The organism is Roseibium sp. Sym1 (assembly GCF_027359675.1).
Lineage (GTDB): Bacteria > Pseudomonadota > Alphaproteobacteria > Rhizobiales > Stappiaceae > Roseibium.
In genome coordinates this window covers 2508711-2533649 of the sequence record NZ_CP114786.1, presented here as the reverse complement: position 1 = coordinate 2533649, position 24939 = coordinate 2508711, and the positions used below count along the sequence as shown (strand labels likewise).

Sequence of the window (24939 nt, the reverse complement as noted above, 5' to 3'; positions counted from 1 at the left end):
GGACAGTTCTGTCCCCTTGATAATCCGGGATGGGCACGCCGAAACGGCGTGGACGAGGGCGGTCAGATCCAGCCGCCCAGTTCCCGCCTGACCACACTGGCAATCACGTCCATGCCCAGGTCGCTGTCGTTGAGACAGGGAATGTGGCTGAAATTCTCGCCGCCATGTTCCTCGAAGATCTCTGCGGCCTCACCGGCAATTTCTTCCAGGGTTTCCAGACAATCGGCGACAAATCCGGGGTTCATCACGGCGATGTTCTTGACCCCGTCTTTGGCGAGTTTTTCGACGGTCTTGTCCGTGTAGGGCTGCAGCCATTCCTCCGGCCCGAAACGGGACTGGAATGTCACCCGGAGCTTCTCCTTGTCCCAGCCGAGCACCTCGCGCATCAGCCGCGTCGTCTTCATGCAGTGGCAATGATAGGGGTCGCCGCGATGGAAATAGGATTGCGGAATGCCATGATACGAGGTCAGCACCACGTCCGGTTTGAAGTCGAGGCTTTCCAGATGCTGCTCGACCGACTTCGCCAGCGCCGTCACATAGACCGGATCGTCATGGTAGGGCGGCACCGTGCGGATCGCCGGCTGCCAGCGCATCTTCAGCAGTGTCTTGCACACGACATCGTTCACGGTCGCCGTGGTCGTCGCCGAATATTGCGGATAAAGCGGATAGACCAGGATCCGGTCGCAACCCGCGTCCTTCAGCGCCTTGAGCTTGTCGGGGATCGACGGCTGACCGTAGCGCATGGCCCAGTCGACCGTCAGCCGGCCGTCGCTGTCACCCAGCATTTCGGCAAGCTTGTCCGACTGGTTGCGCGTGATCGTCCGGAGAGGCGACTCGTTTTTCTCGTGATTCCAGATTTCTTCGTAAGCCTTGCCGGATTTGCCGGGCCGCGTCATCAGCACGATGCCGTAGAGGATCGGGTACCAGATCGCCCGGGGCCACTCGATGACACGTTTGTCGGACAGGAATTCGCGCAGATACCGGCGCATCGGCCAGTAGTCCGTGGCATCCGGCGTCCCCAGATTGACCAGCAGCACGCCCACCTTGCCGCTCTTGACGGACGGATGGTCGTTCGGCAGCTGCAGTTTCCTGAACTCGGCTTCCTGGGTCGCGGTCACGGGGGCGGACGGCTGAACGGTCATGTGCGGGGCAATTCCTTGGGCGCGTGTCTCAACTTCCGCCTTACATAGGCCATGTGGCGATGCAGGCCAATGCGGCATTTGTCATACGCATTGGAACCAAGGTGGATCATCCATTATTTCAGCCACGCGAACAAAAGCCCTCATCCTGAGTGTCTGGCCCGAAGACGTGGCCGCTTGTCCGGTATATGCAGCCCTTCCTTCGAGACAGCGCCAGCGCGCTTCCTCAGGATGACGTTGATTTTGTTTGCTCCCGCTTTCCAGAAAAAGCAGGTCTTCAAACACCCCTCAGCCGTATTCCCGCTCGTCGGCAATGACCTTGCCGTCATTGGGCAGGTCGCCCGGAGGGACCAGCAGCACCTCGCCCTTGAGACGGGTCACGTCGCGCAGGGTCGCGGCGATGCGCTCCGACAACCCGTTGCCGGTCACCTCCGTCTCGACGGTCAGGGTCATGGCATCGGTCTCGCCCTGGCGGCTGACGGCAAGGCGCGCCTTGCCGACCTCCGGATGCGCGGCCACGATCTGGGCGACCTGTGCCGGATCGACGAACATGCCCTTGACCTTGGTGCGTTGGTCGGCCCGCCCCATCCAGCCGGCAAGACGCATGTTTGTGCGCCCGCAGGCGGACTGGCCGGGAACGATCCTGGACAGATCTCCGGTGGCAAACCGGATCAGCGGATAAAGGCTGTTGAAATTGGTCACCACCAGTTCGCCGACCTCGCCGTCGGGCACAGGCTCGCCGGTGCCCGGACGGACGATCTCGACGATATAGTCCTCGTTGACCACCATGCCGTCCCGGGCGCCGGTCTCATAGGCGATGACACCGAGATCGGCGGTCGCGTAGCACTGGCCGACGGTGATGCCCTGGTCCTCGTATTCCTGCCTGAGCGAGGGGAAAAGAGCGCCGCCGGAAACAAGGGCTTTCTTGATGGAGGAAACATCTTTCCCCTGTTCCCGGCCGCGGTCCAGGAGGACCTTGAGATAGTCGGGCGTGCCGACAAAGGCGGTCGGCTTCAAGACCTCGATCGCCTCTACCTGGGTATCGCTGTTGCCGACACCGGCCGGAAAGACCGTGCAACCGAGCGCGATCGCGCCCTGGTCGAGAATGAAGCCGCCCGGCGTCAGGTGGTAGGAGAAGGCGTTGAGCACCACATCGCCCTTGCGAATACCGGCGGCGAACAGGCTGCGTGCTCCGTTCCACGGATCAAGGCCCGGCGCCTGGGGTTCCCAGATCGGCCCCGGAGACATGAACACCCGCGCCGCGCCCGCAAGGTCTCCGGCCAGGAAGCCTCCGAAAGGCGGATTGGCGCGTTGCTTTTCCATCAGGTCGGACTTGCGCAGCACCGGCAGGCCGGCCAGAGCCTTCCGGCCGGTCACGATAGCGGGATCGTGCCCCGCGAGATGCGACGCCCAGCCCGGTGACTTTGCGACCGCATGGGCAATCAGGTCCGGCAAGCGGGCAAAAAGATCCTGCTCGCGCAGAGCGGGGTCCTGCCGCTCGCGCGCGTCAAACTGCGTATCGCTCATGGTCGTCTCCGCGTTATGAGGCCCTGGGATCGAAACCCGGTCAGGCCAGCCAGCGCTTCCTTCGTTTGTAGTGTTTCACGTTCCGGAACGAGCGGCGGCCCTCGCCGCCGACACCCAGATAGAATTCCTTGACGTCCTCGTTCTCCCTGAGCGCCTTGGCATCGCCGTCGAGCACGATGCGGCCGGATTCGAGGATATAGCCGTAGGTGGCGTATTTCAGCGCCACGTTGGTGTTCTGCTCCGCCAGCAGGAAGGACACGCCCTCGTTCTGGTTGAGCTGACGCACGATCTCGAAGATCTCTTCCACAAGCTGCGGCGCAAGGCCCATGCTCGGTTCGTCCAGCAGGATCATTTTCGGCCGGCTCATCAGGGCGCGGCCGATCGCGCACATCTGCTGTTCGCCGCCGGAGGTATAGCCCGCCTGGCTCTGGCGCCTTTCGCGCAGGCGCGGGAAATACTCATAGACCATTTCCAGGTCTTTCTTGACCGCGCCGTATCCGTCCTTGCGGGTATAGGCTCCGGTCAGCAAATTCTCTTCGATCGAAAGGTGGCCGAAACAGTGCCGGCCTTCCATCACCTGGATGCAACCGCGCCGGACCAGATCGTTCGGCGACAGGGCCTGGACCTCCTCGTTGTCGAACAGGATCTTGCCCTTGGTGACTTCGCCGCGTTCCGCGCCCAGAAGGTTGGAGACGGCTTTCAGCGTTGTCGTCTTGCCGGCGCCGTTGGCGCCCAGCAGCGCCACGATGCCGCCCTTGGGAACCGTCAGCGAAACCCCCTTCAGGACGAGGATCACGTGGTCGTAGATGACCTCGATATTGTTCACCGACAGGATCGTTTCCGCCGTCTCCTGTTGAGGCCCCGAACCGGGCTGTTCTACATCCAAAAGTGCCATTCCGTCCTCTCCTGAGAGACCCCGCCGCACACGAGCGCGCGGCGGGGCAGACTGCCGATCAGTTCGGGCAGGGTTCGGTACGCGCCGGCCACGGCGCATTCTTTTCGGCATATTCCGCAGCGGCTTTTTCAAGCAGCGGACGGACCAGGTCGGTCATCGGCTCGATCCAGCCCGACGCCTGCTGCCATTGCTTGCCGTCCCACTCCTGGATGAAGACCGGGTGGCTGCCTGCATGGTCTTCACAGGTCACCTTCATCGGATGGGCAAAGCCTTTCAGGCCAAGCTCTTCCAGGCGGGCTTCGTCCAGGTTGAGCGCTTCCAGGCCCATGCGCATGTCTTCACCGGTGATGACCTTCTTGCCGGTCAGCTCCTGCGCGGTGCGGATGCCCTCGGCGATGATCACGGAGTTCAGGACACCGCGGTTGTAGAGCGTGCCGCCAATGGTTTCCGCGTCTGTCGACGACAGTCCCGCATCGACGACATGCTTCTTGATGTCGTCGAGTGCCGGGAAATCGGAACCGACGCCGGAGAAGTTCATGGCCTTGTAGCCCTTGGCGCCTTCGCCGCCGGCCGCGGCATCGTCATCGCCCGCGGACCACCACACGCCGATGAACTTGTCCATCGGGAAGCGGATCTTGACGGCTTCCTTGATGGCGGTCGGGTTCATCGCACCCCAGCCCCACATGACCATGTAGTCCGGACGGTCCCGGCGCACATTCAGCCACTGCGACGACTGGTTCTGCATTTCGGCACCCGGCACCGGATACTGCAGCAGTTCGAAGCCGTATTTCTCGGCCAGCTGTTCCAGCAGCGGGATCGGCTCGCGGCCATAGCCGGCATCCAGGAAGATGTAACCGATCTTCTTGCCCTTCAGGTTTTCCAGTCCGCCTTCCTGCTCACCGATATACTTGATGACCACGGACGCGCCGTCCCAGTAGGTGTCCGGCACGTTGAAGATCCACGGAAAGGTCTGGCCGTCAGCGGCGGCCGACAGGCCGTAGCCCATCGAGAGCACCGGGATCTTGTCGACACTTGCCTTCGGGATGAGCTGCAGGGTGATGCCCGTGGAATACGGGTTGTAGACCAGTGCGCCCTTGCCCTTGGTGGCTTCGTAGCACTCGACGCCTTTCTGGGCATTGTAGCCGGTCTCGCATTCCTCGGTGACCAGCTTGACGCCACCGATGCCGCCATCGCGCTCGTTGAGCATTTTCAGGTAATCATGCATGCCGTTGGCGATGTGGATGCCGGAACCGGCATAGGGCCCGGTCCGATAGGTCAGCAGCGGTACGTAGTTGGCGTCCTGGGCCTGAACCGCTGTCGTCATGGCGCCGGTCAGACCGACCCCGAGGGCAACGGCGGTTCCCAGCGCAAGTTGCTTGAAGTTCCTCATGTTTTTCCTCCCATGCGGGCCGGACAATCCGACACCGCCAGACCGGTTGCGCCATTCCTCACCGGATCGGTCCAAATCCGGATGGCGGGCGAAAAGGCTGGCCCCGTCAGTACGGGAAGGGCCAGACCCTGAGCTTCTGCTTCGCGATCTGCCAGAGCCGCGCAAAACCGTGCGGTTCGACGATCAGGAAGAAAATGATCAGCGCGCCGACGATCATGAAGGTCGCGTGCTCGATCGTTTCGGCGGCCAGGTCGATGCCGATCAGGCCCGGTACGAATTTCAGGATGACCGGCAGGATCCAGATGAAGGCCGCCCCCATGAAGGCGCCGCTGAGGCTGCCCAGTCCGCCCAGGATCACCATGAACAGGATCTGGAAGGACAGCCGGATCGAATAGGACGACGGCTCGGCCGCATTCAGCCAGAAGAACACCATCATCGCGCCGGCGACGCCGCAGATATAGGACGACACCGCGAAGGCCATCAGCTTGGTCCTGAGCGGGCGGATGCCCATCAGTTCGGCGGCGATGTCCATGTCGCGGATCATCATCCAGGACCGCCCGATCCGGCCGCGCAGCACGTTGGCGATTAGGAGGGCAATCACCGTGGTGATGCCGAGCACGATGAAATAGCGGGCGAGCGGGGTGGCCTCCGCGCCGGAGGCGACGATGCCGAAGACTTCGCGATGCGGCACCTCGATGGCACCCGAGGCGTTGTAGTTGTAGAGCCACGGAATGCGGATGAAGCACCACTCGAGAAAGAATTGCGCCGCCAGCGTGGTCACCGCCAGGTAGAGCCCCTTGATCCTGAGGCTCGGCAGGCCGAACACGGCACCGATCGCGGCCGAGAACACCCCGGAGATCAGCACCATGACGATGACATTGGCCTCCGGAAAGATCGACGTCAGCTTGTAGGCCGCATAGGCGCCGACCCCCATGAAGGCTCCCGTGCCGAGTGACAGCTGGCCGCAGTATCCGGTCAGGATGTTGAGACCGATCGCCGCCAGGGCAAACACCAGGAACGGGATCATGATCGAGGTCAGGAAGAAATCATTGGCCAGGGCCGGAATAACGGCAAAGGCAATGATCAGGATTACGGCCAGACCGACCCGGTCCTGCAGGATCGGCATGAGCGCCTGATCCGCCTTGTAGCTCGTCTTGAACTGGCCAGCTTCGCGATAAAACATGTGCTACAGCCCTACCCTTAAATCCGCTCGATGATGCGTTCGCCGAAGAGACCTTGCGGGCGGAACAGAAGAAAGATCAGCGCGATGATGTAGGCGAGCCAGCTTTCGATGCCGCCGCCGACCAGACCGCCCCAGTAGAGTTCGCCGATCTTCTCGCCGAAGCCGATGATCAGCCCGCCGACAATCGCGCCCGGGATCGAGGTAAAGCCGCCCAGGATCAGCACCGGCAGGGCCTTGAAGGCGACGATTTCCAGCGCGAAGGAAACATCGGAGCGCGCGCCCCACATGATCCCCGTCGCCAGCGCCACCAGACCGGCGGCGAACCAGACGATCGCCCAGATCTGGTTGAGGGAAATGCCGACCGAGAGCGCGGCCTGGTGATCGTCGGCCACCGCGCGCAGCGCCCGGCCGATCCGGGTCTTGTTGAAGAAGATGCCCAGCGCCGCCACCATCAGCACCGCGATCAGCGCCGCGGCAATGTCGATATGCTGCAGGATGACGAGGCCGCGTTCACCGATCTCGAAGGCGGTCGAGCCGGTCGGCAGGCCGAGCTGTTCGGTGATCATCTGCTTGGGCTCGCCGCCGAAGACGAACTCCCCGAAGCCGACCAGGAAATAGGTCAGGCCGATGGTCGCCATCAGAAGGATGATGTCGGGCTGGTTGACCAGCGGCCGCATCACCACGCGTTCGACCCCGTAGGCCAGGACGCCCATCACCCCGATGGTCAGGATCAGCGCCAGATAGGCCGGGACGCCGTTTTCGTTGAGGCCGACCAGCGTCAGGCCGGCAAACACCACCATGATGCCCTGGGCGAAATTGAAGACGCCGGACGCCTTGAAGATCAGCACGAAGCCGAGCGCGATCAGCGCATAGAGGATCCCCGCCACGAAGCCTTCCCACAGAACCTGCAGAAAGAAATCCGGCATGTCGTACATCTGCACGAAGGGATCGATGAAAATGTCGTAGAGCATATGAAAATCCCCCCGTTAGTGGCTCACGCCGAGATAGGCATCGATGACGTCCTGGTTGGCCTGCACCTCTTCCGGCGGGCCATCGGCGATCTTCTTGCCGTAGTCGAGAACGACCACGCGGTCGGAGAGATCCATGACGACGCCCATGTCGTGTTCGATCAGGGCGATCGTCGTGCCGAACTCCTGGTTCACGTCCAGGATGAAGCGGCTCATGTCCTCTTTTTCTTCCAGGTTCATGCCCGCCATCGGTTCGTCGAGCAGCAGGAGATCCGGCTCCATCGCCAGTGCCCGGCCGAGTTCCACGCGCTTTTGCAGCCCGTAGGGCAGACGGCCGACCGGCGTCTTGCGGATCGCCTGGATCTCCAGGAAGTCGATGATGTCCTCGACCTTGCGGCGATGCTCGATTTCCTCGTTCGCCGCGGGACCGTGCCACAACAGCTGCCAGAAGAAGTTCCTGTGCATCTTCAGCGAGCGGCCGGACATGATGTTGTCCAGCGTGGTCATGCCCTTGAACAGGGCAACGTTCTGGAACGTGCGGGCGATGCCGTTGCTGGCGGCCTCGTAGGGTTTCATCTTGCGGCGGACCTTGCCCTGCCAGGTGATGGTGCCTTCCTGGGGATGGTAGAAGCCGTTGATGACGTTCAGCATCGACGTCTTGCCGGCGCCGTTCGGCCCGATGATCGCCCGGATCTCGCCCTTCTGGATGTTGAAGGAAATGTCGGTGATCGCCTTCACGCCGCCGAAGGACAACGAGACATTGTCGACCTTGAGCAGAACCTCCCGCTCGGCCGTATCCGCCTCCGGAGCTATGGCCTTTTCCGTTACAAAGGCATTCATTCGGCGGCCTCCTGTATGCCCTTGTCTGCATCGTAGGCTGTCATGTCGCGAATCTCGACCGTCGCCTCGAGCGCACCCTTGCGGCCGTCCTCATAGGTGACTTCGGTGCGGACATGCTTGGTCGTCGAGCCGTCATAAAGCGCCTCGATCAGCGGCGCGTAGCGCTCTGCGATGAAGCTGCGGCGGACCTTCTGCGTCCGGGTCAGCTCGCCGTCATCGGCGTCGAGCTCCTTGTGCAGGATCAGGAACCGCTTGATCTGGGCGCCCGCCATCATCGGCTCCTGCGCCAGGTCCCGGTTGACCTGGTCGACATGGCTTTCGATCATGCCGTAGACGTCCGGATGGGCGGCCAGTTCCTGGTAGGAGGCATAGTTGACGTTGTTGCGCTCCGCCCAGGAGCCCACGGCGGTCAGGTCGATATTGATGAACACACCGACCATGTCCTTCTCGTGGCCAAAGGCGACCGCCTCCTTGATGTTCGGGAAGAACTTGAGCTTGTTCTCGATGTATTTCGGCGCGAACAGCGAACCGTCGTTGAGCTTGCCGACATCCTTGGCACGGTCGATGATCTTCAGGTGGCCGTTCTCGGCAAAGATACCGGCGTCGCCCGTGTGCACCCAGCCGTCAGGGGTCTTGGTGCTGGCGGTGGCCTCGTCATTCTTGAAATAGCCGACGAACACGCCCGGTGAGCGGTACATGACCTCGCCGCTTTCGGCGATCTTCAGTTCCACGTCCGGGGCCGGCTTGCCGACCGTGTCGCCGTAGATTTCGCCGTCGGGCTGCAAGGTGATGTAGACGCTTGCTTCCGTCTGGCCGTAAAGCTGTTTCAGGTTGAGGCCCAGGGAACGATAGAAGCGGAAAATCTCCGGTCCGATCGCCTCACCGGCCGTATAGCCGACCTTCATGCGGGTGAGGCCCATGCGGTTCTTCAGCGGCCCGTAGACCAGGAACTCGCCGAGGCCGTACAGCAGACGGTCCTTCAGTCCGACCTGCTCTCCGTTCAGGATCTTCTCGCCGACCTTGTTGGCGACAGCCATGAAGTAGTCGAACATCTTGCGCTTGGTTTTGCCGGCGTCCTCCATGCGCACCATGATCATGGTCAGCATGTTCTCGAAGACGCGCGGCGGGGCGAAGAAATAGCTCGGGGCGATCTCGCGCCGGTCGACATCGATCGTGTCCATGCTTTCCGGGCAGTTGACGCAGTAGCCGGCCGTGAAGGCCTGGGCGAGCGAGAAGACATGGTCGCCGATCCAGGCCATCGGCAGATAGGCAAGAACCTCTTCCGTCTCGTCCAGATGATCGAAGGCGTTGCCGTTGCGCGCCGAGATGACGAGATTGTCGAAGGACAGCATCACGCCCTTGGGACGGCCGGTCGTGCCGGAGGTGTAGAGCATCACCGCGATATCCGGGCCCTTGCCGCCGGCAAAGCCCTGCTCCCATTCGCCGGCGAGCGCGGGCGCCTTGGAGAGCTTCTCCCGCCCGATCTGCTGGACGGAGGCATAGTCATGCAGGTGGGTATGATCGTAGTCGCGCAGGCCGCGCGCCTCGTCGTAGATGACATGTTTCAGCGACGGCACGTCGTCGGACATGGACAGCAGCTTGTCGACCTGCTCCTGGTCCTCGACGACGGCGAAAGTGACCTCCGCGTGGCCGAGCACATAGGCCATTTCCTCGGCGACGCTGTCGGAATAGACCGGTACCGGCACCGCCCCCACCGCCTGGGCAGCGACCATGGCCCAGTAGAGCCGGGGCCGGTTCGCGCCGACGATGGCGATCTTGTCCCCGGCCGAAAGGCCCAGGGACTTCAAGCCGATGGAGAATGCGCGGATTTCATCGAGCACCTCGGACCAGGTCCAGCTTTGCCAGATCCCGAAATCCTTTTCCCGGAACGCTGTCCGGTCACCGAAGACTTTCGCGTTGTGCAAAAGGATCTTCGGAAAGGTGTCCTCCCCGCGCGGCGAAGCGCTGGCCGACCCTACCATATGATGTTTCTTCCCTTTAGAAGGCGCCCCGGTTGTCCGGAGTCGTTGCCTGGTGGGTATGAAACGCTCTGCCGCTCCAACCTTCAACCAGTAAATTGTTAAAGGCGAACCGGCAGGTTGTCCCAGCCCGTTAAAAAGCAGGCTAGGGTGCCGCGTTTTCAGCAATATGTTTCAATCATGTCGAATTGTTTCAACTGCGCTGCAGGTGCGAAAACCAGGTTGAGGCGGTCCGTACGGGTACGGCAGAACCCTGGCCCGACCGGCGCTTGCCACCACCGGACCGCCGGGTGAAATACACTGTTGACCTCACCTTTACTTGAGGTGGCACCTTTCCGGCTCCGAAAAAATTTCAGGCATTTGGAGACGGCAATGGATTTGAACCAGGTCACGCTGGAGGCGGTGGATTTCGACGCATCGGTGGACTTCTACAAGACCCTCGGCTTGCATCTGATCGTATTGAGCGAGGGCCGCTACGCCCGCTTCGAGCGTCCCTCGGGCTCAAGCACGCTGTCCCTTCACAAGGCCGAACAGCCGGTTGCCTCGGGCACTGTCCTTTATTTCGAGGTCGAGGATGTCGAGCGCCGCTGCCGGGAGCTGGTTGGCAAGGGTGTAACCTTCGACACGACACCGACAGAGGAACGATGGCGCTGGAAGGAAGCCCGCTTCACCGATCCGTCGGGCAACAGGCTCTGCCTGTTTCACGCCGGTCCGGACCGCCGGTTCCCGCCCTGGCGATTGACCGGGCGGACGCACAAAGCAGTCTGACGGCAGGCAACGGCACCCGCGCTTGCCGTTAGGCCTTCGAGCCACCTGCCAGGTTTCAAGTTGGATGCTCGCCGCAACGTGTTGCTCGTGGCGCAAAAAGCGGACCACAGGCATTGAGTTGCCTCTTGCCTCCATCGATTTCGTTTGGGCACCGCTACTCTTAGGCCGGGCACATTTGCCTAAAGGCAACAGCAAGTCTATACTCGTCAAGCGCACAAATTTTTCGATTACAACCAGTATTTAATTCATCCATATTTGTTTAAGTCAGGAATCATCATGAGCAAGCGCCCAACTAAAACCAGGAAACCCAAGAAATCAGCATCGCGGCCTCAGCAACAAAAGCTGCCTGCCTCCCAGACATTGGACGCTGCCCCCCGGCTCGGCAACAGGGTGCTGAATGTTCGGGCCGACGCGACTGACTTGCGTGATCGTGTCTATGAGCCTGCGCTCCTCGACCTCAAACTCACAATGGACCCGCCGCCCTCCGAGTTCAGCCCGATCAGGAATCAGAAAAGCGAAGGCGCCTGTACGGGTTTTGCGTTGTCCAGTGCAATCACGTTGCTAAATAGGCAACGCCACGCACTTCTGTCGATTCCTAGCGTACCTCCCTTGGCAAGCCCAAGAATGCTGTATGAGATGGCCAAGCTGAACGACCAGTGGCCCGGCGAAGACTATGAAGGCTCCAGCATTCGGGCTGCCCTCAAAGGTTTTTTCAACAACGGGGCATGCAGCGACGACCTTGCTCCTTATGTCGAGGGAGAAAGGGGCTGGTTTCTAACAAAGGATCAGGCTGAAGACGCACGTAAACTCGGTCTAGGTGCCTATTTCCGGCTGCGCCCCCAGATCATCGATTATCACGCTGCCCTCAATGAGACAGGCGTAATCTACGTCTCCGCAAAAGTTCATCGGGGCTGGCAAAATCCTCGCAACGGAGACATACCCACCTCCAATCTGACTGAAGGCGGCCATGCCTTTATCATTGTCGGGTACGACGCAGAAGGATTTCTGATTCAGAATTCCTGGGGAGAGACCTGGGGCGGTTTCAATGGCCGCCCGGGCATCGCCAGATGGCGCTACGAAGATTGGGCCAGCAATGTCATGGACGCCTGGGTATTGCGGCTGTCGGTTCCGACACCGGAGGCATTTGACCTCACGTTCCGTGAAGCCGACGCTGCAAATGTCAGCCTGTTTGGCGCTTCAAAAACGCGTGCGCCCCGCTTTGAAGAAATCGTCGGCCACACCATCCATCTGAATGACGGCAAGCTCGTAACGCGTGGGAAATACCCCACACCTGTTTCAACTATTCAGGAAACCGCTGACTTTCTGGCGGATGAGGCTGCAACCGCGAAACGCAAATACAAGCACCTTGCCCTGTATGCCCATGGTGGCCTCAACGACAGGAATGCCTCTGCAAATCGCGTGCGGAAAATGAAAGAAGTGTTCAAGAGGAACGGCATCTACCCGATTCACTTCATGTGGGAGACCGGCTTCTTTGAAACCCTCAGCGATGTGATCTTCTCCTCAAACGCCAAGGCTGAAGCGCGCGTGGGCAGTGCATCCGATTTCTTTGACCGCATGCTGGAATTTGCGGCACGGAGTCCTGGGAGGGCAATCTGGCGTGACATGAAACGAGACGCGGCACAGTGTTTCACAAACACCGGTGGCGGCACGGAAGCCCTGAAGGTTCTGCTCAAAGGCAACGCCCGGCGCAAACACCCTCTGAAGATACATCTGATTGGCCACAGCGCGGGCGCCATCCTGCTGGGGCATCTCCTTGCGAAGTTGAACACGGTCAATCCACTCAAGGAGCCCGTACAATCGTGCTCATTGATGGCTCCGGCCTGTACGATCGATCTGTTCAAGGATTTCTTTCTGCCCCGGATCGGAGAATTGGGATCAGCTTCCGGAATTGCAAAACTGTCGCAATATAATCTCATCGATCAGCGTGAGCAGGACGACTCTGTTGGCCCTTACCGGAAATCACTGCTTTATTTTGTTTCCAATGCCTTTGAGGAAAAAAAGAAAATGCCTCTTCTCGGCATGGAGACATTTTGCGCCGACCTAACCCTCAAGCCGCAGCATACGCTGCATTATGCAGGGCGTTCTGACACGATAACCAACAGCAAAACACATGGTGGTTTCGACAATGACCGGGCAACCATGAACAATGTCCTCAAAAACATTCTCGGCAGGAAACCGTCTGCCGCCAACGGCTTTCAACCGGAGGACGTAACGGGATACTAAACCCGTTGAACCAATCAAGCTGACCGCTCCACGATCTGAGGTCAGCGGGCGGGCGCCGTGCTCTTGCGCACCACCAGCCAGGGCTCGAGCTGGATGCTGCCCTCGTCGGGTGGCCCGCCCTCGAGCAGGCTCAGCAACAGGCTGGCGGCGCGTTCGCCGACCGCCCGGCGGGGCTGGTGAATGGTGGTCAGGGGCGGCACGAAGTGCCCCGCGATATCGATGTCGTCGAAACCCACAACGGACACTTCGTGTGGAACCCGCACGCCTGCGTCACTCAACGCGGAAATGAACCCGAAGGCGGTGCGGTCGCTGGCGCAGAAGACCGCGCTCGGCCTGTCCGGCAGTTGCAGCCAGGCCTCGGCGGCCCTGGTGCCGGCACCAAGCGTGTAGTCGCCTTCGAAAATCCACGCCGTCGACGGATCAAGGCCGGCGCCGCTCAGGGTCGCCTTGAAGCCGTCGCGCCGGTCCCGCCCCGGCTTGTGCGAGAGCAGTCCGGTGACATGTCCGATACGTGTGTGTCCAAGGTCAAGAAGGTGCGAGACAGCCAGATCCGCTCCGAGCAGATTGTTGACGACCGCGATCGGCACCGCCGGATCGTCGCTCCATTCGCCGGCGGTCACGATTGGCGGCAATTTGGGGTTGGACGCCCGGATTGCCGAAATCGAGAAATGCCCGTCCAGGATCACGATGCCGTCGCAATTGTTCTTGCTGAAGACCTCGCTCAGGTTCGAGCGCTTCATCGATGGCTTGCGGGTGTCGGCGATCAGGACCTTCAGTCCGTGTTCCGCGCAAACCGTTTCGATGCCCTGCAGGATGTTGGAGAAGTGCGAGTTCCCGATGTCGGGAACAAGGGCCACGATCGTGCCCGTGTCCCGGCGGCGGAGGTTCCTTGCGGCGTGGTTGAGCACATAGCCGGTTCGCTCGACCGCAGCCGCGACCCTGTTGCGGGTTTCGACCGAAACGCGGTCCGGCGTTGACAGGGCACGGCTGACCGTTGCCGTGGAAACACTGGCTGCACGGGCAACGTCCTGAACCGTTGGATTTTTCTTTTTAAGTTCCGATTCGGGCATCGTTCGTATGGTAGCGGATAAAGACAGTGTTGACGGTTATTCTTCTTAGGTCTCAGAAGAGATGCAATACCGACATTTAGCCGCATGACAGGTCCAAAGTGACTATCGTCGCGGCCGGCGGGAATCTTCAGGCCTGAACCCAAGGGAATGCATCATGCCGAACGCAACGCAAATGGACCTTTCCTTCCCGTACCCGCCCGAAGACTTCGCTTCGTCCCTGAAAGCGCTCTGGTGGCTGAAAAAGGGAAACCTTGGTCTCGGACAGGAATGGGAAGCGGCGCACAATATTTGCCAGGGTGCGGAAGGCGATCCGGTCCACGACTGGATTCACGCCCTGTGTCATCTCATTGAAGGGGATGCGGGCAACGCGGCCTACTGGTTCCGGCGCGCCGGCAAACCCCGGACATCGTCCGAGCCGCGCGTTGTCTGGGAGGAGATTGCCGCCGCGCTCCGGTAGGCTTCCGGTTCACACATCGGTTCTACCACGAGGACTTCCCCATTCGGACTACCATTCACCAGTTCAGTCTCCCTCCGTTTTGATCTACTCTCCGCCCATGGAGGAGACACGGCAACTCAGAACGCAGCTTGATCTGATGCAGGCGGCGCTCGATCACATCAACCAGGGTTTCTCGGTATTCGATGCCGATCTCCGGCTGGTCGCCTGGAACCGCGGCCTGTGGGAGATGCTCGACTTTCCACAGAAGCTGGCCCGGCGCGGCACGCATCTGGAAGCCTTTCTGCGCGTCAACGCCGAACGCGGCGAATACGGCCCGGGTGACATCGAGGGCAAGATCCAGCGCCGGCTGGCACGCGCAAAACTGTTCGAGCCGCATTATTTCGAACGGATCCGGCCGAACGGCCAGGTAATCGCCGTGTCCGGCACCCCCCTGCCGCAGGGCGGTTTCGTCACCACCTATTCCGATGTCACCGAAGACCGGCGCCGGCAGGAGAAACTGGAACGCACGGTCGAGGAACGCACCCGGGCGCTGCAACAGTCCGAGGACTGGCTGCGGCTCGTGACCGACAACATCCCTGCCCTGATCGCCTATCTGTCGCCCGGCCCGGTGTTCCGCTTCGCCAACCGGCGCTATGCCGACTGGTTCGGCCAGTCCGTGGCCTCGATTGCCGGACGGCCCGCACCCGAGGTCGTCGGCGACGACCTGTTCAACGAAATTGCGCCCCATATTGAACGGGCCTTCGAGGGCAACGCGGTCAGTTACGAGTATCAACGCAGACGGCCCGACGGCACCCCCGCCTACATGCGCTCGACCCTGATCCCGGACATGACCAAGGACGGCCGCACGCTCGGCATCTTCGTGCTGTCGCTCGACGCCACCGACCAGAAGCAGGCCGAGGCCGCGCTGGTCCAGTCCCAGCGCATGGATGCCGTCGGCAAGCTGACCGGAGGCCTTGCGCATGACTTCAACAACCTGCTTGCCATCCTGATGGGCAACCTGCTCACGCTGAGCCGGATGGATGATCCCGTTTCCAAGGAGACGCTCGACAGGAAACTGTCGCCCATGCTCGAGGCGACCAAGCGCGGTTCGGATCTCATCCAGCGCCTGCTGGCCTTCAGCCGCGGCAAGGCCATTGATCCGCAGACTGTGTCGCTCGCGGAGGTGATCGCCAACGCGGGCCGCCTGCTTGAAGGCTCGCTGCCTTCGTCGGTCGACGTGATCATCCCGCCGGCGGACCGGAGCATTGCGGCCCGGATCGATCCGACGCAGATGGAAACCGCCCTGATCAACCTTGCCTTCAACGCCCGGGACGCGATGCCGGAGGGCGGCACGCTGACGATTTCCCTAGACGACACAATGCTGGATACGAGGGAGGCAAAGGAACTCGACATTAAACCGGGCGCCTATGCCCGGATTTCGGTCGGCGACACCGGCAGCGGCATGGATGCCGACACGCAGCTGAAGGTGTTCGAACCGTTCTTCACCACCAAGACCTTCGGCACCGGCAGCGGGCTCGGCCTGTCGATGGTCTACGGGTTCATCCACCAGTCGGGTGGCGCGATCCAGGTCAGCAGCGCACTCGGCGTCGGCACCTGGCTGACGCTGTATCTGCCCCTTGAGCGGGTCCGGGCCGAGGCCGTGTCTCAGGGCACCGGAAGGACCGAAACCGTGAAACGCGGGCAAGGCGAATTGCTGCTGCTGGTGGAAGACGACCTGGACGTGGCCAATACGGTGACGGACCAGTTGCAGAATCTCGGCTACAGTGTCCTTCTCGCGGAGAGCGCCGAGGATGCCCGCGCACTCGCACTGGATCTTCCCGAACTGCGCGGCGTGCTCAGCGACATCATCATGCCGGGACAGGTCAACGGTCTCGCCCTGGCCCGGGAGATCCGGCAAAAACGGGCGGATCTCGGCATTGCGCTCATGTCCGGCTATGCCGACTGGTCCAAACTTTCAGGGCAGGAACGGACATGCGAGTTTCCGGTCTTGGCGAAGCCCTTCGCCGATGATCAACTTGCAGACACCCTGCAGCAGATTCTGTCAGCAGAAGGATAGGAAACAGTCTTGCAGACACGTTCCGCGCCGGCGGCCAACCGCCTGGTATTCATCGTCGATGACGAACCGGAAATCGGCAATCTGCTGTTGGATGCCATGCTGCAATTCGACATGAGCGGAAAGGTGTTTTCGACCGCGGCCCAGATGCTCACGGCGCTTGATCTTGAAACGCCGGATGCCTGTATCGTCGACCTGGGCCTGCCGGACATGGAAGGCATGGCCCTCATCAACGAGATCCGGCGCCGGTCTTCCGTGCCCATTATCGTGTTGTCCGCGCGCGGCCATTCCACGGACCGGGTTCTGGGGCTTGAACTGGGTGCCGACGACTACGTGGTCAAGCCGTTTGACCCGCGCGAGGTCGTCGCCAGAATCCGCTCCATCCTGCGCCGCGCCGCCGAGCAGGCTCCGGCGCAGTCGCGGGAAGATCTCGCCCGCTTCGAGGGCTGGACCTACCAGCCTTCCTCCCATTGCCTGACATCGCCGGAAGGCGTCGAGACATTCCTTTCGACGGGCGAGGCCACGCTCCTGGAGGCCTTGCTGCGTGCCCCGAAACGGGTATTGACCCGCGACTACCTCCTGGAGCACGGCGGCCGGGACGAAAGCCTCGACCGGTCGATCGACGTGCGGGTGTCGCGCCTGCGCAAGAAACTCACACGCAAGGGCGAAGCGGAAGTCATTCGCACGATTTACGGTTCCGGCTACATGTTTGCGACCGGAGTCAGCTGGACCGCGTGAACCGCCGGCCGGCGCCTGGCACTGAGCGCTCAGCCTTTCCTGAAGGTTTCCCGAAATTCCGCGGCGGTCATCTGCCGGGTCTCATTCGCGAAGGCATAGCAGCCCGGTTTCTGGTCGATGAAGAACTCCGTCTTGAACGGCAGGCCGGTCTGGTCGTCGAACAGACCTATCGGAATGCCGTGCAGGCCGCTGCCTTTGGGATGAAAGAACAGGCTGGAGCCGCATTCGGAACAGAACCCGCGTTCGAACCCCTCCGACGAGGCATAGCGTTTGACCGGACCGGAAAACGTGGCCTGTTGGCACGGCACCGCCATGAAGGGTCCGCCAACCCATTTCCGGCACATCGAGCAATGACAGGCCTGCAGTCTTTCCAGCGCTTCGGCCGTGAATGTCGCCTGCCCGCAAAGACAGCTTCCGGTTCGTCTCATCCGCGTCTCCACGCCTTGGCGTCCACGCATTGGGTCGCGGAACCAACATCAGCACAAGTCGCGCAAACCTCCAAAACAAAAGGCGGGAAGATCGCTCCCCCCGCCTTGTGGTCTTTCATGTCCGTCCGGATCAGAAGCTCAGGGAAACGTCCCTGTGGTCCGACAGGCAGGCGGCGACGTCGAGCGCCATGTCCGTCGGCAGACGGTTCTGCGCGCGCAGGCCGATGTTGTTGATCACCGCCGCATCATAGGCTTCCAGCTGCGGCAGGATTTCCTCGGCCCCTTTCCGGCGCCAGGCGAGATCCGCATCCAGCGCGGCAATCGAATTGTCGATCTCCGCGATCGCCTCGTCGGCGTTTGGCGTCTTGCTGCGCATGATCTTGCGGGCTTCGCTGAGTCCATCACGGATGTCGCTGGTGCCTTCCGCGTCGCCGACGCGCGACCGCATCTCGGCGATCGCATCAACCGCCGCGGCCGGCTCGAGTTGCCGCACCTGCTCCTTCAGCGCCTCCAGCTCCGGCTTGAAGCTGGCAACGAGATCGGCATCCGCCAGAACCGCCTTCAGTTCGAACACCGGCTCATAGGCCTGGTCAACCGTGCGGCGATAGGTCAGGCGTGCCGTGTTCTCGGCCTTCTGGATCTTGGCGAAGGTCTGGTAGGTCTCCTCCCAGGTGTCCGGGATCTGGGCCAGGATGGCATCGTGCCGCTCCTTGAGCGCATCGATGCGTGCCTGGGCCCTCTCGCCCTGCGCCACCGTGTAGACGGCACCCTCGCCGGACCGGTCAACGATGACCTGGAGTTCCTCGATCCGCTCGTCGAGACGACGGGCGTCCCGCTCCAGGGCACGAACCTCGACATGGATCGGCTTGTAGTCGCCCGAAGCGGCCTCAACAGCACTTTCCGCGTCCTTGATCGCCTGCATTTGCGGCAGGGCCTCGCGGGCCTTCTCGAAGCCCTCGGCCATGTCCTTCTGCAGATTCTCCGGCAGGTAGCTCATGTCGATCGATTCCGCAGCGCCGATCGCCGACACGATGCGGTCGCCATTGGCCTGGAAGTCCTCGTGCACGAGCTGTTCCATGCAGTATTGCAGCCGCGGGTTCTTCGGCGGCGGTGCCGTTTCCGACAGCAGCGACGACCGGTTGGGCAGATAGTTCACCAGCTGCGGATAGAGGCCGACGATGCCGAGCGCCACCAGCTGCAGACAGATGAACGCGATCACGCCCTTGTACATGTCCAGCGTCTTGACCACGGCCGGGGCGACACCCCGAAGATAGAACAGCGCAAAGCCGAAGGGCGGGGTCAGGAACGATGTCTGGATGTTCAGGCCGATCATCACGCCGAGCCAGACCGCGGTCACGTTGGCGGACGGGTCGGCGAGCAGGATCGGCGCCACGATCGGCACCACCACAACGGCGATCTCGATGAAGTCGAGGAAGAAGCCGAGGACGAAGATCACCAGCATGACGATCAGGAACTGCGCCCAGAACCCCCCCGGCAACCCTTGCAGGAAGTTCTTGACCAGCTCTTCCCCGCCGAAGGCACGGAAGGCCGATGTCAGCATCGCCGCGCCGAGCAGGATGATGAATACCAGCGCGGTGGTCTTGGCGGTCTCCACCATGACGCCGCGCAGGGTGTTCTCCAGCGTCAGCGTGCGCCAGCCTGACCAGAAGATCGCAATCAGCAGCAGCGACACGGCGATGATCGCGAGGATCAGCGCCAGCAAATCGTCGCTGGTCTGGATCAGCTTGATGTTGACCGCACCGAAGAAGCTGATCACCACGGCCAGCCCGAGCAGGGCCAGGATCGCGATCATCGCGGGCGAATAGGCGCCGCGCTTGCCGTCGCGAAGCCGGTAGCCGGCCATGACCATGGCACCGACGGCACCGATCGCGCCGGCCTGGTTCACGGTGGCGACCCCGGCGATGATGGAACCGAGCACCAGGAAGATCAGCGCCAGCGGCGGCACCAGGGTGATCACCACCTTGACGGCGAATTTCCGGGTGAACGTGCCTTCTTCATGCACGGCCGGTGCGGATTTCGGATTGAGCAGCGCAAAACCGAGAATGAACAGCATGTAGAGCCCGACCAGGACGATGCCCGGAAGGAAGGCGCCGAGGAACATCTCGCCCGCGCTGGTCGACACCACGGAGAAATCCGAGGGCATCGACAATTCGCCGGTATTGGCCTTGTAGAGCGTGGTCCGCAGCGAGCCGGCCTGGTCGACGGCGCTGGCCAGCTGGTCGGCCAGGATGATCAGCACGATGGACGGCGGGATGATCTGGCCGAGCGTGCCGGAAGCGGCGATCGTGCCGGTTGCCAGCGGAACCGAGTAGTTGTTGCGCAACATGGCCGGCAGCGAGATCAGGCCCATGGCCACCACCGTGGCGCCGACAATGCCCGTGGTGGCAGCCAGCAGCGCGCCGACGAAGACAACCGAAATGCCGAGACCGCCCGGCACCGGACCGAACAACCGCGCCATGGTCACCAGAAGGTCCTCGGCGATCTTGGACCGCTGCAGCATGATGCCCATGAAGACGAAGAGTGGAATCGCAATCAGCGTATCGCGCTCCGCCTCCCAGTAAATGCCGCGGAAGTTGGTGACCCCGGCGCTGAGCCACTGGCCCGGACCACCGTGAGAGAAATACGCATCAACGTCGCCGGCGAAGAGATAACCGGAGCCGGCGGCAATGCCGATGGTCAGGATTGCAGAACCTGGCAGCGCGAAGGCAACCGGAAAACCGGAGCCAAGTGCAAACGCCATCAGGAGCACAAGAAGAAGAAGGAAAAAGAGTTCCATGTCTGTTGGTCTCGTCAGGCGCTATTGAACAGTGTGGCTGTCATGATCCCGGCCACCCGGCTCGCCGCGAATGTCGGCAACCGCGTCCAGGAAATACGACACGAACTGGATCAGCATGGAAACGGCGAACACACCCAGGAAACCGGCCATCAGGTATTTCACGTAAAGGCCGAAACCGGCCTGCGTGACCTCGTAGGTCAGGATCGGGCTGTTGATGATGTTCTGCTTGCCGCCCATGCCGATGACGAGAATGACCGTGCAAAGGCTCATGCCGAGCACCACGGAGCCAACGGCATTGACGTAGCCCTTGGTCTTCGACGACATGCCGGCATAGAAGACGTCGACGCGCACATGCCCCTCCTCAAGGAGGGTGTAGGCGCTGGCGAACAGGAACAGGGCGGCGTACCAGAAGCGGACCAGGTCCGCCAGGAAGGCCTGTTCATAAGAAAACACGAACCGGCCGATCACGATCAGCAGCTCCGCCCCAACGACCAGCAGTGCCAGCCAGGTAAAGCCGAGCGTGCGCGTGAAGGCGGCGATCACGACCGACAGCCCGATCAGCGGCATGTGCACATAGGCGCCGCGAAATCTCGATTTGCCCAGATCCTCGGCGAGCTGCTCGCCTACGATGTCCGGCAGGAACCCTTCGATGCGCAGAAACGAAATCGCGCTGTCGACGAGGCCGACGATCAGCACCGCGAAGAAGGCGGCACGGATCAAAAAGGCATTGAAGTCACTGATCCGTTTGCTGTCCGCGCGCAAGTCGTCAGCGCTGCGCAGGACATAGGCTATGGCCGAAAGGACCAGAGCCCCGTAGAGAGCCAGCTGCAGCCAGGACCACAGGATCGGCAGGGAACCGTTGCCCGGCTTGCCGAAGATCGGGTCGATGCCGGGAAGATCCTGCCAATATGTCAGGTAGTTGTTGATCAGATACGCTGCCATGACCGCAAGCACGATCCAGCCGAACAGGCGGAATTTGCGGGAGCCGCCGGGAGCAGGTGCGTCACCGGACTTCATGGCAGGCGAGCCGTCTTGAACCGCGTCCAAGGCCGTCATCGTGGCTGTGCCTTTTTATCTTGTCAAAGCAAAGAGGGACGGGATTGCTCCCGTCCCTTTATCCCCCAAGTCGCGCTTAGGACGGAATGCCCAGAACGCGGTTCCGCTTGTTGCTGTAGGCAACGTCGGAAATCGCCATCCAGCTGCCGATTTCCTGGCGGGCGGCAATGAAGCTTTCGAAGATCTTCTTGGAGAGCGGGGAATGATCCATCGCTTCTTCCAGAACTTCCTGTGCGGCTTCACCGAAGCTGTCGTAGATCTCGTCGGAGAATTCACGCAGCTCGACGCCGTGCTCGTTGATCAGGCGGTTGAGGTAGGCACCGTTGTTGGCGTTGGTTTCCGCCATGGTGTTGGCGTTTTCCTCGGCACAGGCAGCGATGATGATCTGCTGGTCGACCTTGTCGAGGCCGTCCCAGAACGCCTTGTTCATGCCCATGGCCAGCATCGCGCCCGGCTCGTGCATGCCCGGGAAGTAGTAGTACTTCGCGGCTTCGTAGAACTTCATGAAGTAGTCGTTGAACGGACCAACCCACTCGGTTGCATCGATGGCGCCGGAGACGAGGTTTTCATAGATCTGACCGCCCGGCAGGGACACCGGAGACGCGCCGAGTTTCGCCATGACGTCGCCGCCCTGACCCGGAATACGCATCTTCAGACCCTTGAGGTCGTCGGCGGTTTCGATTTCCTTGTTGAACCAGCCGCCCATCTGGACGCCGGTGTTGCCCATGGCAAGGTTCTTCAGGCCGAACTCACCAGCCAGCTCGTCCCAGAGCTCCTGGCCGCCGCCATATTTGATCCAGGCGTCCATCTCGGTCACGGTCAGACCGAACGGCACGGCGGTGAAGGCTGCCCAGCCCGGATGCTTGCCCTTCCAGTAATAGTCAGCGCCGATATAGGCCTGAGCATTGCCGGATGCGACTTCGTCGAAAGAGTCAAACGCGCCCACGCGCTCGCCAGCAGCAAAGTACTGGACGTTGAGGCGGCCTTCGGTCAGCTCGGCGATACGGGCGGCAAGACGCTGTGCCGGGATACCCAGACCCGGGAAGTCCCGCGGCCAGGTGGACACGATCACCATGTCCTTGGTGCCCTGGGCGATTGCCGGAGCAGCCAGAGCAGAACCGGCTGCGATACCGCCGGCGCCAATGCCAGCCTTTTTGATAAACGAACGACGATCCATTAGTTTCCTCCCTAATCGGACCCGAATGCGGACCGGGTACACACTTGCACCGATCTCGGCGTATGTCTAGTTGACCCGGGGGGCTGAGCGCTATTCGTGGTTCTGCGCAGCTTCTCAGTAATACTACCGAGACTTACGCAACAGTTATTCGGTGCAGCGCGTGTCAGCGCAACAAGAGGGCGAATGAGGTGACGTTCAAGACAAAATTGCTGCTCATCACGATCCTGCCGCTGATCGCGGTGTCCCTGCTGATCGGCGGCGCCACCTACTACCAGTCCCGCGAATTGATCAACGCGCAGACGCAGGAGGTGGAGCAGCGCATCCTGGCCGCAAAGCGTCAGGAGATCCGCAACTATGTCAGCCTGGCCCTGACCTCTATCGAGAAAATCTACCAGGACGAACCCAACGGGCGGGCGGCCGCGCAAAGAGAGGTCAAGGAGATCCTGCAGCATCTCACCTTCGACTATGACGGCTACTTCTTCGTCTACACGCTTGACGGCACCAATATCGTGCACCCGAAACTGCCGCACCTGGTCGGTGGAAACTGGTGGGACCTCCAGGACGACAACGGTGACCATGTCATCCGCAACCTGATCGCGGCGGCCAAGCGTGGCGGCGGCTTTCATCAATATGTCTGGCACAAGCCGTCGACGGGAACGATCGAGGAGAAACTCGGTTACGCCATTCTGCTCGACAAGTGGGACTGGATGCTCGGCACCGGCCTCTACACCGACGACATTGCCCGCGAGGTCACCGCCATCCGGGCAGATTTCGCCCACTCGATTCGCCAGACGCTGTTCGTGATCTTCATGATCACCCTGGCCGCGATCATCATCGCGGGCATGCTGATCGCCGGTGTGCGCTTTTCCGAACAGCGTTTCGCGGACAGCAAGCTGAAAGAGCTGACCAACCGGATCTTTCAGGTTCAGGAACAGGAGCGCAAACGCGTCTCGACCGAACTTCACGACAGCATTTCCCAGTTGCTGGTCTCGGTCCGCTACGGCGTTGAACTGATCCACAGCGAGGCCAACCGCGAACCGGATCTCCAGGCACAGGCGGCGAAATGCCTGATGACCCTTGACGGGACGATTGCCGAGGTCCGGCGCATTTCGCGCGACCTCCGGCCCAGCGTGCTGGACGACATGGGCCTCGCCGCGGCTCTCGGAAGCCTGGGCAAGGAGTTCCAGAACCAGTCGGGGATCATCGTCGACGTGACGGCCGAACAATGCCACACCCGGCTGTCGGAAGGCGCGAAGACAGCGCTTTACAGGGTGGTGCAGGAATGCATGACCAATGTGGCGCGTCACGCCCACGCAAGCGAGGTCAGTATCAGCCTCAAGGTCGGCCTTCAGCATCTGGTGTTGTGCGTGGAGGACAACGGTGTCGGTCTGCCGCGCCCCCTCCCCAAATCCGGAGGCCTCGGGTTCCGCAACATGCGCGAACGGATCGAAACCTATGGCGGCAAACTGACCCTCAGCCGGCGCGCCGCGGGCGGCACCAAGATCAAGGTTCAGATGCCGCTCGACAACACCGCGGCAAAAGCGGCATGATGGCATCATGACAGTGCATTCACCTTCACCCAGGTCTTTCACGAGACCCATCCGTGTTCTTCTTGCGGACGATCATGAACTTGTCCGCGACGGCATTCGGGCAAGGCTGCTGAAGGTTCCGGAACTGGAGGTGGTCGGCGAAGCGACCAACGGCCGGGACGCCCTGGCCCTGGCCAGGGAATTGCGGCCGGATGTTCTGCTGATGGATGTCTCGATGCCGGTGATGAACGGCCTGGAGGCCGCGACCCAGATCCGCAAGACACACCCCGACGTCGCCGTGCTGATCCTGTCGGTCTACGACAATCCGGAATATGTGCGCGGTGTCGTCCAGGTCGGCGCGCGCGGCTACATCCTGAAGGACATTTCGGCGGCAGAAATGATCACCGCGATCACCAGCGTGGCCAATGGCGGCTATTATTTCTCCTCCGCGGTCGGCCCGACCCTCGTCGGCGCCGGCACCTCGGCCCCGGTGGAGGACCCCTACGGGCTGACCGACCGGGAACGTCAGGTGCTGACCGCGATCGCGAAAGGCCAACCCAACAAGGAAGTTGCCAAGGAGCTCGGCATCAGCGTGCGCACGGTCGAATCCCACCGGCTGAACCTGCGCGAAAAGGTCGGCAACAAGAATGCCGCCCAGCTCTACAAGGTCGCGCAGGATCTGGGATTGCTGGACTGACATT

Annotated in this window: 20 protein-coding genes; 7 read left to right on the top strand and 13 right to left on the bottom strand. The window is 61.6% G+C overall.

The features are described 5' to 3' along the window. Window positions 1–62: 62 nt before the first annotated feature. From hemH to O6760_RS11530, 8 genes are all read right to left on the bottom strand, one after another. Window positions 63–1142: a ferrochelatase gene (gene hemH, locus O6760_RS11565; RefSeq protein ID WP_269585515.1), complete on the bottom strand. Its 1080-nt coding sequence runs from the start codon at window positions 1140–1142 to the stop codon at window positions 63–65. Window positions 1143–1427: 285 nt separating this feature from the next. Further along, window positions 1428–2666: a phenylacetate--CoA ligase family protein gene (locus tag O6760_RS11560; RefSeq protein ID WP_269585514.1), complete on the bottom strand. Its 1239-nt coding sequence runs from the start codon at window positions 2664–2666 to the stop codon at window positions 1428–1430. A gap of 40 nt (window positions 2667–2706) precedes the next feature. Then, window positions 2707–3561: an ABC transporter ATP-binding protein gene (locus O6760_RS11555; RefSeq protein ID WP_269585513.1), complete on the bottom strand. Its 855-nt coding sequence runs from the start codon at window positions 3559–3561 to the stop codon at window positions 2707–2709. A gap of 58 nt (window positions 3562–3619) precedes the next feature. After that, window positions 3620–4951 (bottom strand): ABC transporter substrate-binding protein, encoded by a 1332-nt coding sequence (locus tag O6760_RS11550; RefSeq protein WP_269585512.1) that lies wholly within the window; start codon window positions 4949–4951, stop codon window positions 3620–3622. Window positions 4952–5057: 106 nt separating this feature from the next. Next, on the bottom strand, window positions 5058–6134 hold the full coding sequence (locus O6760_RS11545) for a branched-chain amino acid ABC transporter permease (RefSeq protein WP_269585511.1): 1077 nt from the start codon (window positions 6132–6134) through the stop codon (window positions 5058–5060). Between the two features lie 17 nt (window positions 6135–6151). Continuing rightward, on the bottom strand, window positions 6152–7105 hold the full coding sequence (locus O6760_RS11540; protein ID WP_269585510.1) for a branched-chain amino acid ABC transporter permease: 954 nt from the start codon (window positions 7103–7105) through the stop codon (window positions 6152–6154). A gap of 15 nt (window positions 7106–7120) precedes the next feature. Beyond that, window positions 7121–7942: an ABC transporter ATP-binding protein gene (locus O6760_RS11535; protein WP_269585509.1), complete on the bottom strand. Its 822-nt coding sequence runs from the start codon at window positions 7940–7942 to the stop codon at window positions 7121–7123. Next, window positions 7939–9924 (bottom strand): AMP-binding protein, encoded by a 1986-nt coding sequence (locus tag O6760_RS11530; protein WP_269585508.1) that lies wholly within the window; start codon window positions 9922–9924, stop codon window positions 7939–7941. Before O6760_RS11530 ends, O6760_RS11535 begins: the two co-directional genes overlap by 4 nt. Window positions 9925–10293: 369 nt before the next feature. Between O6760_RS11530 and O6760_RS11525 the strand changes: the two genes are divergently transcribed. After that, window positions 10294–10689: a VOC family protein gene (locus tag O6760_RS11525; RefSeq protein WP_269585507.1), complete on the top strand. Its 396-nt coding sequence runs from the start codon at window positions 10294–10296 to the stop codon at window positions 10687–10689. Window positions 10690–10965: 276 nt separating this feature from the next. Beyond that, a complete protein-coding gene (locus tag O6760_RS11520; protein ID WP_269585506.1) occupies window positions 10966–12933 on the top strand; it encodes a C1 family peptidase in 1968 nt (655 codons plus the stop codon). A gap of 41 nt (window positions 12934–12974) precedes the next feature. Here the strand turns inward: O6760_RS11520 and O6760_RS11515 are convergent, their stop codons facing one another. Next, window positions 12975–14003, bottom strand: coding sequence for a LacI family DNA-binding transcriptional regulator (locus O6760_RS11515; RefSeq protein WP_269585505.1), 1029 nt, complete (start codon window positions 14001–14003; stop codon window positions 12975–12977). A 154-nt stretch (window positions 14004–14157) separates the two neighbouring features. On the opposite strand from O6760_RS11515, the gene O6760_RS11510 reads away from it, so the two are divergent. The 3 genes from O6760_RS11510 (at window position 14158) to O6760_RS11500 (ending at window position 17251) form a co-directional block, all read left to right on the top strand. Next, on the top strand, window positions 14158–14460 hold the full coding sequence (locus tag O6760_RS11510; RefSeq protein ID WP_269585504.1) for a hypothetical protein: 303 nt from the start codon (window positions 14158–14160) through the stop codon (window positions 14458–14460). Between the two features lie 97 nt (window positions 14461–14557). Then, complete coding sequence (locus tag O6760_RS11505) at window positions 14558–16516, top strand: PAS-domain containing protein (RefSeq protein ID WP_269585503.1); 1959 nt, start codon at window positions 14558–14560, stop codon at window positions 16514–16516. A gap of 9 nt (window positions 16517–16525) precedes the next feature. After that, window positions 16526–17251 (top strand): response regulator transcription factor, encoded by a 726-nt coding sequence (locus O6760_RS11500; protein ID WP_269585502.1) that lies wholly within the window; start codon window positions 16526–16528, stop codon window positions 17249–17251. A 29-nt stretch (window positions 17252–17280) separates the two neighbouring features. Here the strand turns inward: O6760_RS11500 and O6760_RS11495 are convergent, their stop codons facing one another. From O6760_RS11495 to O6760_RS11480, 4 genes are all read right to left on the bottom strand, one after another. After that, complete coding sequence (locus O6760_RS11495) at window positions 17281–17679, bottom strand: GFA family protein (RefSeq protein WP_269585501.1); 399 nt, start codon at window positions 17677–17679, stop codon at window positions 17281–17283. 130 nt (window positions 17680–17809) lie between these two features. Beyond that, on the bottom strand, window positions 17810–20476 hold the full coding sequence (locus tag O6760_RS11490; RefSeq protein ID WP_269585500.1) for a TRAP transporter large permease: 2667 nt from the start codon (window positions 20474–20476) through the stop codon (window positions 17810–17812). 21 nt (window positions 20477–20497) lie between these two features. Next, window positions 20498–21532: a TRAP transporter small permease subunit gene (locus O6760_RS11485; protein WP_269585499.1), complete on the bottom strand. Its 1035-nt coding sequence runs from the start codon at window positions 21530–21532 to the stop codon at window positions 20498–20500. Window positions 21533–21608: 76 nt separating this feature from the next. Then, on the bottom strand, window positions 21609–22709 hold the full coding sequence (locus tag O6760_RS11480; RefSeq protein ID WP_269585498.1) for a TRAP transporter substrate-binding protein: 1101 nt from the start codon (window positions 22707–22709) through the stop codon (window positions 21609–21611). Between the two features lie 188 nt (window positions 22710–22897). Here O6760_RS11480 and O6760_RS11475 point away from each other — a divergent pair, with 188 nt between their 5' ends. Together O6760_RS11475 and O6760_RS11470 are read left to right on the top strand one after the other, a co-directional pair. Then, window positions 22898–24259 carry a cache domain-containing protein gene (locus O6760_RS11475; protein WP_269585497.1) on the top strand — a complete coding sequence of 454 codons (1362 nt, stop codon included), beginning with the start codon at window positions 22898–22900 and terminating at the stop codon, window positions 24257–24259. Between the two features lie 7 nt (window positions 24260–24266). Next, entirely contained in the window at window positions 24267–24935 is a 669-nt protein-coding gene (locus O6760_RS11470) for a response regulator (RefSeq protein ID WP_269585496.1), read from the top strand. Window positions 24936–24939: the final 4 nt, after the last annotated feature.